Raw genomic sequence first — 12,795 nt, forward strand, 5'->3', positions numbered from 1 at the left:
AACGCGCGCTAGAGCTTCACGGCCTGCTTCTCGTCGAGCAGATGGCGCCACTTGTCGAGGTCGCCACCGCGGGCGGTGACCAGGTGCGGCGCTCCGGCGGTGTCCACGAGGACCTCCGCCGCCGGCGGGATGTTGAGGAATTCCATGTGCTGCGTGGCGCAGTAGGCGCCGACGTCGAGGATCAGCATGTGGCTGCGGGCGTCGACGCCCTCGGGCACCCGGTACTCGCCGGGCAGGATGTAGTCGTGGCGCAGGATGCTGCGGCCGCGCAGCGCCGCGTCGACACCGCCGGTGCCCGCGGGAATCTCCTTCATGTCCCCGTCGAGGAAGACCACGTTGTGGCGGCGGTCGCGGAGCTGGGCCGAGGGCATCAGCATCCGGGAGCCGTCGGTGACGACGAGGCTGCCGACGGAGTTGGTGATGACGTTGCGCTCCACGCTGAGCAGGAGGGCCCCGGTGTCGGCCAGCACGTCCCGGGCCGGCTCGAAGAGGAACTTCACGTCCTCCGGGATGCCCATCCGGTCGGCGCTCGCCCGCAGCGCCTTGAAGTACTGGCCCCAGTCGAAGTGCTTCTCCGTCTCGTCCCACTTCTCGTAGACGAAGCCGTGGCCGCCCGCGAAGTTGATGGAGTGGGCCTTGGGGAAGTGGGTCCGGAAGATGGTGAACATCGTCTCGATGATGCCGACCATGTCATCGAGGGAGTTGCCGCTTCCGCAGTAGACCTCGAGGCAGTCCAGATCGCGCCCGTGCCGTTCCAGCAGGTCGGACAGGTTCTTCAGCTCGCTGAGCTTGATGCCGGGCTTCCCGGACTCGAGGCTGTCGATCCGGACGCTGATCGAGGGGGCGTCGTTGCGCAGCGAGTGGGAGACCTCGTCCAGGCTGGAGAGGAAGGTGGGGTGGCCCGCCCGGTCCCAGAAGCTGATCTCGTCGTCGGAGACATGGCCGGGGGAGACGATGAACTTGTCGAAGCCGAACTTCTTGAGGAGCTGGTACTCGCTCGGCAGCTGGAGCAGGACGCCCACGCCCAGGTCCTGGAAGGGCCGCAGGACATGGGGGTTGGAATTGGGGAAGAAGGGGACGTAGAGCTCGACGCGGGAGCCGATCCCGGCCGCCTCGGCGGCGCTCTGGATGCGTCCTATGTTCTTGACGATCTGTGCTTCGCTGTAGAGGAAGACCGGTGTCCCCACGCGTTCGGCGATCGGTCGCAGATCGACCTCACCGAGCCAGGTACCGGTCAATTTACAGTCGCTCTGACAGTCGTTCGCGGACATTTCGCCGCCTCACTCTCTGGATACCGAAGTTCCTGACCGACGCTCTTGCCGTACACGGATGTGCAGAAGTGCAAGGTGGTGCGAGGTTCTCGGGTGCTGGAGATCGTGAGCTGCCGGTTCACGGACAGGCCGGAACCGCGCGGCGCGTCGAGGGCGCCGCGATGCTGTGGAAGGTTGTCAGGGGGATATGCCAGGACAGGCGTTCGCTCACCGCGCTGGCGTTCGAAGTCTACACGCGTGGGCCGGAGTTGGCCCTGACCCGACGGCCGGAATCATTCCACCGAGCGGGTGACCTGCAGGAACTCCCTGATCAAATACGGGTCCTTTACTCCGCGCCGCGCCTCCACACCACTGGAGACGTCCACGCCCCAGGGGGCCGTGGTGCGGATGGCGTCTGCCACGTTCCCGGGGTTGAGCCCGCCGGCGAGGATCCAGCGGCCCGCCGGCGGGGTGAAGCTCCCGGCAGACCAGTCCCACGGCTCGCCGGAGCCGGGGGCCGGGGCGTCGAGCAGGAGGAGGTCCTCCCCCAGCTCGCCCAGGACCGGCGGCTCGCCGTGGCAGGAGGTGGCGCGGATCAGGGTCCAGCCGTCGGGCCGCAGCTCCGCGTAGTGCCCGGCCCCCTCGTCGCCGTGGAGCTGTACGGCCCGGACGCCCGCGGCCCGGGCCAGCGCCCGGACCTCGGCCACGGGCTGGCAGCGGAAGACCCCCACGGTCAGCACATGCCCGGGCACCCGCTCGGCCAGCGAACGGGCGAGGGCGGGGTCCACCGTGCGCGGGCCGCCCGGCGCGAAGACGAAGCCGATGGCGTCGGCCCCGGCCTCGACCGCCGTGTCCACGTCCCCGGCCGTGCGCAGCCCGCAGATCTTGACGAACAGCGGCGTACGCGACGCCTCCGACGCGCTCGAACCGTTCACGCCAGTCACGCTGAAACACTCCCATCGCCGGACCACCCGCGAACGTACAGCACCCCGCACCCGGGCGCACAGGGCCGGACGGCTCCTTGCACGGCCACCGCCGGTCGTCACCGGCCGGTGAAGAGGTTCCGCACCCGGCGCCTGGCCCGGCGCCCCGCCGCGTAGTCGTCGTCACCGCCGTTGTCGTCGTCGTCCGGGCCGTGCAGCACGGTCCAGCTGACGGCGGAGACGGCGGGCTCCAGCGAGAGCCTGCTGACCGCCTCCTCCAGGAGGCTGTCGTCCCGGCGCTCGGTGCTGAGCTCGGCCGCGACCGTCACCTTCCCCGCCGTCTCCGCGTCCCGGCTGTGCACCGAGCGCAGGGTGAAGCCGGGCCGGGTCACGGCCTGGACGACGAGCGTCCGCACATGCGCCTCCTCGGGCTCGGTGCAGACCACCTCGAAGTGGTAGTCGGTGACCACCTCGGCCCCGCCGTGCGCCCCCCGGTCCAGGCCCCGGGCGAGCGGGCGCAGCAGGGTGTTGGCGCCCACCACCCCGACCGTGCCGAGGGCCGCGAGGACGTACAGCCCGGTCCCGGCGAGGGCGCCGACGGCGGCCGAACACCACAGGGTGGCGGCGGTGTTGAGGCCGCGCACGCTGAGTCCGTCGCGCATGATGACGCCCGCGCCGAGGAAACCGATGCCGGAGACGATCTGCGCGGCGACGCGCGAGCCGTCGTAGCCGGAGGTGCTGGTGGCGCTGCTGAAGCCGTAGGTGGAGAGCAGGACGAAGAGGGCGGATCCGGCGGCGACGAGCGCGTTGGTGCGCAGCCCCGCCATTCTGGCCCGCCACTGTCGCTCCAGCCCGATGATCGCACCGAAGCCCAGTCCGGCCCCGATGTTGGCCGCGAGCTGCCACTCGTGAACCATGGCCATGATCCGCCCCTCCTGTGTCCGTTGTGTCGATCTCTTGTCGGCCCTCTTATCGGCCGCTCAGAGCCAGGTGTTGAACCGGCGGATGTACCAGGTCTTCACCCCCTGGGTCAGCAGGCAGTAGGCGAGCAGGGTGCCGGCCAGCCACGGGAAGTACGTCAGGGGCAGCGCCTGCATCCCGAGCACCCCGGCGAGCGGGGAGAACGGCACCCAGATGCCGAACGCCATGATCAGCGCGGTCATCACCAGCACGGGCGCGGTGGCCCGGGACCGCACGAAGGGGATCTTCCGGGTGCGCAGCATATGGACGACCAGGGTCTGGGTCAGCAGGCCCTCGACGAACCAGCCGGACTGGAAGAGCGCCTGGTGCGCCTCGCTGTTCGCCCCGAAGACGTGCCACATCAGCAGGTAGGTGGTGATGTCGAAGACGGAGCTGGTGGGCCCGAGGACGAGCATGAAGCGGCCGATGCCCTTGGCGTCCCAGGCGCGGGGCTCGCGCAGGTACTCCTTGTCCATCCGGTCCCAGGGCGTGGCCAGCTGCGAGATGTCGTACGCGAGGTTCTGCACGAGCAGCTGCATGGCCAGCATCGGCTGGAAGGGGATGAAGGCGGAGGCGACCAGGACGGAGAAGACGTTCCCGAAGTTCGAGGAGGCCGTCATCTTGATGTACTTGATGGTGTTGCCGAAGGTCTGCCGGCCCTGGAGGACGCCCTGCTCCAGGACCATGAGGTCCTTCTCCAGCAGGATGATGTCGGCGGACTCCTTGGCGATGTCGACGGCCGTGTCGACGGAGATGCCGACGTCGGCGTCGCGCAGCGCGGCGGCGTCGTTGATGCCGTCGCCGAGGAAGCCGACGGTGTGGCCCTCGGCCTGGAGGGCGCGGACGATCCGGGCCTTCTGCACGGGGTTCGCCTTGGCGAAGACGGTGGTCGTGGCCGTCAGCTCGCGCAGCGCGGCGTCGTCCAGCCCGTCGATCTCCGCTCCGGTGACGACACGGCCGACGTCGATGCCGACGTCCGCGCAGACCCGGGCGGCGACCAGCTCGTTGTCACCGGTGACGACCTTGACGGCGATGCCGTTGTCGGCGAGCGCCTGGAGGGCCTGGGCGGCGTCCTTCTTCGGCGGGTCGAGGAAGGCGAGGAAGCCGATGAGGGTGAGCTCCGCCTCGTCGGCGACCGTGTACGTCTCGCTCTCGGCGGGCGTCGTACGGGTCGCGACGGCGAGGACGCGCAGGCCGAGCCGGTTGTTGGCCTCGGCGGTCAGGGCCGCCTCACGGCGCAGCGCGTCGGTGAGCGGGACGCGGACGCCGCGGTCGGTCATATGGGTGCACAGGCCGAGGACCTCCTCGACGGCGCCCTTGGTGATGAGGCAGTGTTCGCCAACCGCGTGCTCGGCGGCGGACCCAGTGAGTTCCTTCCGGGCCAGCACGACCGACATCCGGCGGCGGGCGAAGTCGAAGGGGATCTCGTCGACCATCGTGAAACGGGCGTCGACGACAACCTCCTCGGCTTCGAGCACACGGTCGATGACGGCCTGGTCCAGCAGATTGCGCAGCCCGGTCTGGAAGTGGCTGTTGAGGTAGGCGTACTCCAGGACCTCGCTGTCCTCGCCGCCCCGGACGTCGAGGTAGCGGTCGAGGACGATGCGGTCCTCGGTGAGGGTGCCGGTCTTGTCCGTGCAGAGCACGTCCATGGCGCCGAGGTTCTGGATGGCGTTGAGGCGCTTGACGACGACCTTGTGGCGGGACATGGTGACCGCGCCGCGCGCCAGGTTGGTGGTGACGACCATCGGCAGCATCTCGGGGGTGAGGCCGACGGCCACGGCGATCGCGAAGGTGAAGGCCTCGGCCCAGTCGCCCTTGGTGAAACCGTTGATCGCGAAGACCAGCGGGACCATGACCAGCATGAAGCGGATCAGCAGGTAGCTGACCTTCTTCACGCCCGTGTCGAAGCTGGTCTCGGGCCGCTCGCCGACGAGGGAACCGGCCATCGAGCCGAAGTAGGTGTCGGCGCCGGTGGCCACGACCACGCCGGTGGCGGTGCCGGAGGTGACGGAGGTGCCCATGAGGGCGAGGTTGTCGGCCTCGACGGGGTCGGTGGTCGTGGACTGCCCGTAGTCGTGCGTACGCGTGTCGGCCTTGGGCGCGGGCAGCGACTCCCCGGAGAGCGCGGCCTGGCTGATCATGAGGTCCTTGGCCGTGAGCAGCCGCAGATCGGCGGGGACGAGGTCACCGGCGGCCAGCCGGACGACGTCGCCCTTGACGACCCGGTCCATGGGGATCTCCACGGTGGCGGGCGCGGCGTCCCGCCCGGCCCGGCGCTGGACGGCCGTGGTGGTGGTGACCAGCGCCCGCAGCGCGGCGGCGGAGGCGGCGGACCGGTACTCCTGCCAGAACCGCAGCAGGCCGCTGATCAGCACCATCGCCCCGAGGATGGGGATCTTGGGGTCGAAGGGCTCCTCGTCGGCGACCTGCAGCCACTGGGCGTACATGATCACGACGAGCGCGGTCAGGATCAGGATGAACGGGTTCCAGAAGGCCTTGGCCAGCTGTGCGTACCAGCGGGGGCCGCGGTCGTGGGCGACGACGTTCGCGCCGTCGCGCTCCAGACGCTCCTCGGCCTCGTCCTGCCGCAGCCCCTGCGGGGTGGCGCGGACGTCCTGGAGCACCTGGGACCCGGGCAGCGCGCTGAACCGGGCGAGCCGCCCGGCGACGGCACGGGTGCCGGCCTCCAGCTCGGCGGCCTTGCGCTCACGGCGGGTACGGCCGCCCGGCGGCGCGAGCTTCTGGGGGGTGAGGGTGGTGTTGGTCATGGCGGAACCTCTCTCCGGGCATGACGGCATGGCGGCGTGGCGCGCAGGGGCGCGCGGCCGCGCCGCGCCGTGGGCACGGAAAAGTGGGCGTGGAGATAGGACGGCCTGGCGCGCGGAGGGCAGCGGAAATCACCCGTGTCCGCGGGTTCAGGCGGAGAGAAACGCGGCCGGAAGTGGCCGATGAGAAAGGGGAATCACACGCGACAGCGAACAAACCACGAGCGGTCTGTCACCGAGGGGCGAACGGCCTGTGTGTCAGCGGAAAAACGGCGTCAACGGGCCGTGCGCGGGAGAGGTGCGCTGTGGCGAGGACTTCCCTCGGGACTCCGACTGGTCATCCCGATCACCTCCTCGCTCGTACGGACAGCGCTGGTGCCGCCGACGCACACGCCGAAGCGGGCCGGAACGGCACCTTCGGCACCCAGCATGCCACAGGTGTCACTGGTGTCGACCATGTGCGGGCAATGGGCGCGTAAAGCGCGCCGGGGCGGCAGCGCGCGCAAGCGACGCCTTCCTCCCTGCCTACGAGGAGGTAGAGGAGTCGGAGGACCAGGCCGAGTTGGTGACGCTGGCCCTCGGCCGGGCAGCCTGCCCCGCCTGTCGCGGCGCCGCGGCCAGCGTCAGGCTGCCGGGTACGGCGGCGAACACCTCGCGCAGGTCGGCCGCGAGGGCGGCGCGCGCGGGGGTGCCCGGACGTGACGTCCAGGTGGCCAGCGCGCAGTGGAACGCGGCGATCAGGACATCCAGTGCGAGCCGCGGGCGCGGGTCTCCCGTGGCGCCGAGGTCGAGCCTGCGGCGGAGGACGGCGAGTGCGGCGCGGCAGGTGCGGTCGCAGAAGTGGAGGCCGTGCGCGCCCATCGAGGGTGTCCTCTCGGCGAGTCGGCGGCTGAGCAGCACGCGCCGGGCCCAGTCGTCCGTCATCCGGTCCAGGGCGGCGAGCAGCGCGTCCTGCAGCGTCTCCAGGAGCGTACGGCCGCCCGGGTCGCGGGTCTCGAGGTCGTCGAGGAAAGCCGCCCAGAGGTCCTGGGTCGGTGCCATGGCGACGTCTTCCTTGCTCGTGAAGTAGCGGAAGAACGTGCGCTTGGAGACGTCCACGGCGTCGCAGAGCTCGTCGAGGGTCGTGCCGTCGAAGCCGTGCTCGGTGAACTGTTCCAGGGCCGTGTCGATCAGCGCCTGCCGGGTGCGGAGCTTCTTGCGCTCGCGCAGCGGCAGCCGCTCCTTCTCGGTTTCCGCCATGACGGCAGCGTACTGGAGATGCCCATGGGCGCTAACGCCACTTGCAAGCTTATGCCACTCAGTGGCATAAGTATCTCCGGTGCTTCCAGGCGCCGCTCAGCCCTGCCGAAAGGTCCCCACCCATGCGCGCCCTGCTCGTCGACCGCTCCGCCCCCGCCGGACTGCGGCCCGGTCATGTCCCCGACCCCACGCCCGCACCCCATCAGGCGCTGATCCGGGTGGCGGCGACGTCCCTCAACCACGGTGAGATCAGGCACGGCCTGGAGAACGCGCCGGACGGGGCCGTTCTCGGCTGGGACGCGGCCGGCGTCGTGGAGCGGGCGGCGGCCGACGGCTCGGGGCCGGCCGCCGGAACCCCTGTGGTGACCCTGGCCCCCGACGGGGCCTGGGCCGAACTCCGCGCCGTCGACACCGATCTGATCGGAACGGTTCCCGCCGGCGCCGACCCCGGGGCGGTCAGTACGATCCCCGTCGCGGGCGCCAGCGCCCTGCGCGCCCTGCACCGCCTGGGCCCGATCCTCGGCAGGCGGATCCTCGTCACCGGGGCCACCGGTGGCGTCGGGCGGTACGCCGTCCAGCTCGCCCGGCTCGGCGGCGCGCACGTCATCGCCTCCACCGCGAGCCCGGAGGCGCACGGTGACGGACTGCGCGACCTCGGTGCCCAGGAAGTGATCGCGGAGCCCGCGGCGCTCGGCGCGCCGGTGGACGGTGTCGTGGACCTGGTGGGCGGACGGCAGCTCGTCGACGCCTACGAGAAGCTGGCCGAGAGGGGCACGCTGGTCTCCGTGGGACACGCGACGGGTGAGAGCGAGCACTTCCCCGTCGGCGCCTTCTTCGGCGACCAGGGACGGCACGACCGCTCCATCGCCACCTTCTTCCTGCTCTCCTGCACCGGCCTCGGCCCCGACCTGTCCTGGCTCGCCAGCCGGGTCGCCGCCGGTGACCTCGACCCGGGGATCTCCTGGCGGGGGAGCTGGGAGAAGGCGGCCGAAGCGGCCGAGGCCCTGCTCGGACGCCGGCTCCACGGCAAGGCGGTACTCGAGATCGGCTGACGCGAGGTGCCGGCACTCAGGCCGTGGTGGCATCCGCTTTCCTCCGGCCCGGGTGACGCACCGGGCTCCGCGCCTCGTGGTGGATCGGCGTGCCCCCGCCCGTCAGCGGAATCCCCGATCCTCCGCGCCGCAGCGCGATGATTTCCGCTGCGATGGAGAGGGCCGTCTCCTCCGGCGTCCTGGCGCCGAGGTCGAGGCCGATCGGGGAGCGCAGCCGGGCCAATTCGGCGTCCGTCAGCCCCTCTTCGCGCAGCCGCGCCAGCCGCGCCTCGTGCGTACGGCGCGATCCCATCGCGCCCACGTACGCGACCGGCAGGCGCAACGCCCGTTCCAGCAGCGGGACGTCGAACTTCGCGTCGTGCGTGAGGACGCAGACGACCGTACGGGCGTCGACCGCCGTCCGGTCGAGGTAGCGGTGGGGCCAGTCGACGGCCACCTCGTCGGCCTCCGGGAAGCGCGCCCGTGTCGCGAAGACGGGGCGGGCGTCGCACACGGTCACGTGGTAGCCGAGGAACTTGCCCGCCCGCACCAGCGCCGCCGCGAAGTCGATCGCGCCGAAGACGAGCATCCGCGGCGGCGGCACGCTGCACTCGACCAGGAGCCGGACCTCATGACAGGGGAGGTCGACGGCGCCCGTACGGCCCGCGTCCAGCAGGGCCAGCGCCTCCCGGGCCGCCGTCGCGTCCAGCGCCGGGCCGCCGCCCAGGCAGCCCTCGGCCCGGCCGCCGGGCCGTACGAGCAGGGTGCGGCCCGGTGTGCCGGGCGGGCCCGTCACCACCCGGGCCAGCGCCAGCGCCTCGCCGCGCGCGGCGGCGGACAGCGCCTCGGCCAGCACCGGATTCCGCTGTACCGGGGTCACCAGCACGTCGATCTCGCCGCCGCACATCAGGCCGACGGCGAAGGCGTCCTCGTCCGAGTAGCCGAACCGTTCCCGCAGGGTCTCCCCGGTCTCCAGCGCCTCGCGGCACAGCTCGTACACCGCGCCCTCCACGCACCCTCCGGAGACCGAGCCGACGGCCGTTCCCCCGGCGTCGACGGCGAGGGCCGCGCCCGGTGGGCGGGGCGCGCTGCCCCGGACGGCGACGACCGTGGCCACCGCGAATTCGCGGCCCTCCGCGTACCAGCGGCGCAGGTCGTCCGCGATGTCCAGCACGACAGAACCCCCTACTTCACGCCCAGCCACTGCTCGATCGGGTGCAGGGCGAAGTAGCCCGCGAAGACGAGAGTCAGCACCCACATGAAGAGGCCGGGCTCGCGCCAGCGGCCCTGCCCGGCCTTGATGACGGTGTAGGCGATGACGCCGCCGCCGACGCCCACGGTGATGGAGTACGTGAACGGCATCAGCGCCACCGTCAGGAAGACCGGGATGGCGACCGCGCGGTCCGTCCAGTCGATGTGGCGGGCGTGGCTCATCATCATCGCGCCGATGACGACCAGCGCCGCCGCGGCGATCTCGCCGGGGACGATCCTCGTCAGGGGCGTGAAGAACAGGCACGCCGTGAAGAACAGCCCGGTGACGACGGACGACAGGCCCGTGCGGGCGCCCTCGCCCACGCCCGTCGCCGACTCGACGAAGACCGTCTGGCCCGAGGCCCCGGCCACTCCGCCGATCGCCCCGCCCGCGCCGTCGACGAGCAGCGCCCGGCTCAGTCCGGGCATCCGGCCGCGCTCGTCGGCGAGTCCGGCCTCGGTGCCCACGCCGATGATCGTGGCCATGGCGTCGAAGAACCCGGCCAGCACCAGAGTGAAGACGATCATCCCCACGGTCACCCCGCCGACCTTCCCCCAGCCGCCGAACTCGACCTGGCCGAAGAGCGAGAAGTCGGGCATGGAGACGGCCCCGCCGGTGAGCCTGGGGGCGCCGTTCTGCCAGGTGCGGGGGCCGAGGTCGAAGGCCGCGTTCACGACGACGGCAAGCACGGTGCCCGCCACGATGCCGATGAGGATCGCGCCGGGCACATCGCGCGCCTGGAGCATGAAGATCAGCAGCAGGGTGACGGAGAAGAGCAGCACCGGCCAGCCGGCCAGCTCGCCCGCGGGTCCCAGGGTGACCGGTCCCCCGGACTTCGCGGCGTGCACGAAGCCCGCCTTGACCAGGCCGATCAGGGCGATGAACATGCCGATGCCCATGGTGATGGCGTGCTTGAGCTCCAGCGGGATGGCGTTCATGACGCGTTCGCGCAGCCCGGTGAGGACGAGCAGCATGATGACGACGCCGTAGAGGACGCACATGCCCATGGCCTGCGGCCAGGTCAGCTGGGGCGCGACCTGGGTGGAGAGCACCCCGGAGACCCCCAGGCCGGCCGCGAGTGCCAGCGGAACCCTGCCGATCAGTCCCATCAGCAGGGTGGACAGCGCTGCCGCGAAGGCCGTCGCGGTGATCAGGCCCGTCCGGGCGAGGGTGTGCCGCCCGGCGTCCGGTCCGGAGAGGATCAGCGGGTTGAGCAGGAGGATGTAGCTCATCGCCATGAACGTGGTGACGCCGCCGCGCACTTCACGTCCCAGCGTCGATCCCCGTTCGGAGATGTGGAAGTAACGGTCGAGCCAGGACCGTCCGGCGGGCGGACGCGAGCCCGCGCCCGCCTCCTCCGCCGTGGTCCCCGGCCGCACGGATGCATGGGTCATGGTGCCTGCTCCAGAGGGTTCCGGTGGGGGCTGCGTGACCCGGGGGACGGCCCGAGGCAAGGGGAGATCAGGTGCCCGTCAGGTGTTCCGGGCGGACCGGGACCCTGTTCAGGGCCAGGCCCGTCGCCTGCCGGATCGCCGCCACGACGGCCGGCGTCGAGGAGAGGGTGGGGGCCTCCCCCACTCCGCGCAGGCCGTACGGGGCGTGGTCGTCGGCGAGTTCGAGGACGTCGACCGGGATGGCGGGCGTGTCGAGGATGGTGGGGATGAGGTAGTCGGTGAAGGAGGGGTTGCGGACCTTCGCGGTCACCGGGTCGACGACGATCTCCTCCATCACCGCCAGGCCCAGCCCCTGTGTCGTGCCGCCCTGGATCTGGCCGGTCACGGACAGCGGGTTGAGGGCCTTGCCGACGTCCTGGGCGCACGCCAGCTCCACGACCTTGACCAGGCCCAGCTCGGTGTCGACCTCCACGACCGCCCGGTGGGCGGCGAAGGAGTACTGGACGTGGCCGAAGCCCTGCCCGGTGCGCCGGTCGAAGGGCTGCGTGGGGCGATGCCGCCACTCCTCCTCGGCCTCGACGGTCTCGCCCTCCAGGACGTCCACGAGCGTGGCGAGGACCTCGCCGCCGTCGGTGACCACCTTGCCGTCCTCCAGGAGGAGTTCGGCGGTGGCCCACGCGGGGTGGTAGGTGCCGAAGCGGGCCCGGCCCAGCTCCAGGACCCTCTCCCGCACCAGCTCGCAGGCGTGCTTGACCGCGCCGCCGGTGACGTACGTCTGCCGGGAGGCGGAGGTGGACCCGGCGGAGCCGACACGGGTGTCGGCGGGGTGGATCGTCACCCGGGCGACGCCGAGCTCGGTCCGGGCGATCTGGGCGTGCACGGTGATCCCGCCCTGGCCCACCTCGGCCATCGCGGTGTGCACGGTCGCCACCGCCTCACCGCCCACCGCCTCCAGCCGCACCCGGGCGGTGGAGTAGTCGTCGAAGCCCTCGGAGAAGCCGACGTTCTTGATGCCGACCGCGTAGCCGACGCCCCGGACGACCGACTCGCCGTGGGTGGTGTTGGACAGGCCGCCCGGCAGCGCCCGGACGTCCGGCTCGCCGCCCGCCGACTCCCACTGGCGGGCCGGTGGCAGCGGCATCGCCTTGACGCGCCGCAGCAGTTCGGCGACGGGCGCGGGCGAGTCGACGACCTGGCCGGTCGGCATCACGGCGCCCTGCGCCATGGCGTTGCGGCGGCGGAAGCCGACCGGGTCCATGCCCAGCGCGGCCGCGAGCCTGTCCATCTGCGCCTCGTAGGCGAAGCACGCCTGGACCGCGCCGAAGCCGCGCATCGCCCCGCAGGGCGGGTTGTTGGTGTAGAGGGCGATCGCCTCGACGTCGACGTGCTCGACGACGTACGGGCCCACGGCCAGGGAGGCGGCGTTGCCGACGACGGCCGGGGAGGAGGAGGCGTAGGCGCCGCCGTCCAGCACGATGCGGGCGGTGACGTAGACGAGGTCGCCGTCGCGGGTCGCCCCGTGCTCGTAGCGGAGCTTCGCGGGGTGGCGGTGGACGTGGCCGAAGAAGGACTCGAAGCGGTTGTAGACCATCTTCACGGGCCGGCCGGTGCGCAGCGCGAGCAGGCAGGCGTGGGCCTGCATGGACAGGTCCTCGCGGCCGCCGAAGGCGCCGCCGACGCCGGAGAGCGTCATGCGGACCTTGTCCTCGGGCAGGCCGAGGACGGGGGCGATCTGGCGCAGGTCGGCGTGGAGCCACTGGGTGGCGATGTAGAGGTCGACGCCGCCGTCCTCGGCGGGTACGGCGAGCCCGGACTCGGGGCCGAGGAACGCCTGGTCCTGTGTGCCGACTTCGTACTCGCCGGTGACGACGACGTCGGCGCGGTCCTTGTGGGCGGCCACGTCGCCGCGGACGACGGGCTGGCGGTGGACGATGTTGGGGTGCGGGACGTGGGGGGCGATGGGGGTACCCCCTGGACC

The 12,795-nt window shown here is 71.7% G+C and carries 9 protein-coding genes; 1 reads left to right on the plus strand and 8 read right to left on the minus strand.

Annotation, left to right across the window (positions count from 1 at the left end; translation table 11 throughout):
• Positions 1–8: 8 nt before the first annotated feature.
• The 5 genes from K6I33_RS05100 to K6I33_RS05120 form a co-directional block, all read right to left on the minus strand.
• The gene (locus K6I33_RS05100; RefSeq protein WP_229348481.1) at positions 9–1,238 is read right to left on the minus strand and encodes a hypothetical protein; all 1,230 of its coding nucleotides are present in this window, start codon (positions 1,236–1,238) and stop codon (positions 9–11) included.
• Between the two features lie 305 nt (positions 1,239–1,543).
• Positions 1,544–2,185, minus strand: a complete 642-nt coding sequence (locus K6I33_RS05105; RefSeq protein WP_229348482.1) for a phosphoribosylanthranilate isomerase — start codon at positions 2,183–2,185, stop codon at positions 1,544–1,546.
• Positions 2,186–2,292: 107 nt separating this feature from the next.
• Positions 2,293–3,096, minus strand: coding sequence for an MgtC/SapB family protein (locus K6I33_RS05110; protein WP_229348483.1), 804 nt, complete (start codon positions 3,094–3,096; stop codon positions 2,293–2,295).
• A gap of 57 nt (positions 3,097–3,153) precedes the next feature.
• Complete coding sequence (gene mgtA, locus K6I33_RS05115; RefSeq protein ID WP_229348484.1) at positions 3,154–5,904, minus strand: magnesium-translocating P-type ATPase; 2,751 nt, start codon at positions 5,902–5,904, stop codon at positions 3,154–3,156.
• A 522-nt stretch (positions 5,905–6,426) separates the two neighbouring features.
• Positions 6,427–7,140, minus strand: a complete 714-nt coding sequence (locus tag K6I33_RS05120) for a TetR/AcrR family transcriptional regulator (RefSeq protein WP_229348485.1) — start codon at positions 7,138–7,140, stop codon at positions 6,427–6,429.
• A 122-nt stretch (positions 7,141–7,262) separates the two neighbouring features.
• Here K6I33_RS05120 and K6I33_RS05125 point away from each other — a divergent pair, with 122 nt between their 5' ends.
• Positions 7,263–8,192 carry a zinc-binding dehydrogenase gene (locus K6I33_RS05125; RefSeq protein WP_229348486.1) on the plus strand — a complete coding sequence of 310 codons (930 nt, stop codon included), beginning with the start codon at positions 7,263–7,265 and terminating at the stop codon, positions 8,190–8,192.
• Positions 8,193–8,208: 16 nt separating this feature from the next.
• On the opposite strand, the gene K6I33_RS05130 is transcribed toward K6I33_RS05125, so the two are convergent.
• The 3 genes from K6I33_RS05130 to K6I33_RS05140 all read right to left on the minus strand — a co-directional run.
• On the minus strand, positions 8,209–9,345 hold the full coding sequence (locus K6I33_RS05130) for an XdhC/CoxI family protein (RefSeq protein ID WP_229348487.1): 1,137 nt from the start codon (positions 9,343–9,345) through the stop codon (positions 8,209–8,211).
• An 11-nt stretch (positions 9,346–9,356) separates the two neighbouring features.
• Positions 9,357–10,817: an NCS2 family permease gene (locus K6I33_RS05135; protein ID WP_229348488.1), complete on the minus strand. Its 1,461-nt coding sequence runs from the start codon at positions 10,815–10,817 to the stop codon at positions 9,357–9,359.
• A gap of 67 nt (positions 10,818–10,884) precedes the next feature.
• A partial coding sequence (locus K6I33_RS05140) for a molybdopterin cofactor-binding domain-containing protein (protein WP_229348489.1) occupies positions 10,885–12,795 on the minus strand: 1,911 nt, incomplete at its 5' end.

This window comes from Streptomyces sp. UNOB3_S3, from assembly GCF_020740895.1.
Classification (GTDB): Bacteria; Actinomycetota; Actinomycetes; order Streptomycetales; family Streptomycetaceae; genus Streptomyces.

Coding starts and splice junctions, on each gene's coding strand:
- K6I33_RS05125 (WP_229348486.1), top strand. CDS start 7,263: ATGCGCGCCCTGCTCGTCGACCGCTCCGCCCCCGCCGGACTGCGGCCC.
- mgtA (WP_229348484.1), bottom strand. CDS start 5,904: ATGACCAACACCACCCTCACCCCCCAGAAGCTCGCGCCGCCGGGCGGC.
- K6I33_RS05120 (WP_229348485.1), bottom strand. CDS start 7,140: ATGGCGGAAACCGAGAAGGAGCGGCTGCCGCTGCGCGAGCGCAAGAAG.
- K6I33_RS05135 (WP_229348488.1), bottom strand. CDS start 10,817: ATGACCCATGCATCCGTGCGGCCGGGGACCACGGCGGAGGAGGCGGGC.
- K6I33_RS05110 (WP_229348483.1), bottom strand. CDS start 3,096: ATGGCCATGGTTCACGAGTGGCAGCTCGCGGCCAACATCGGGGCCGGA.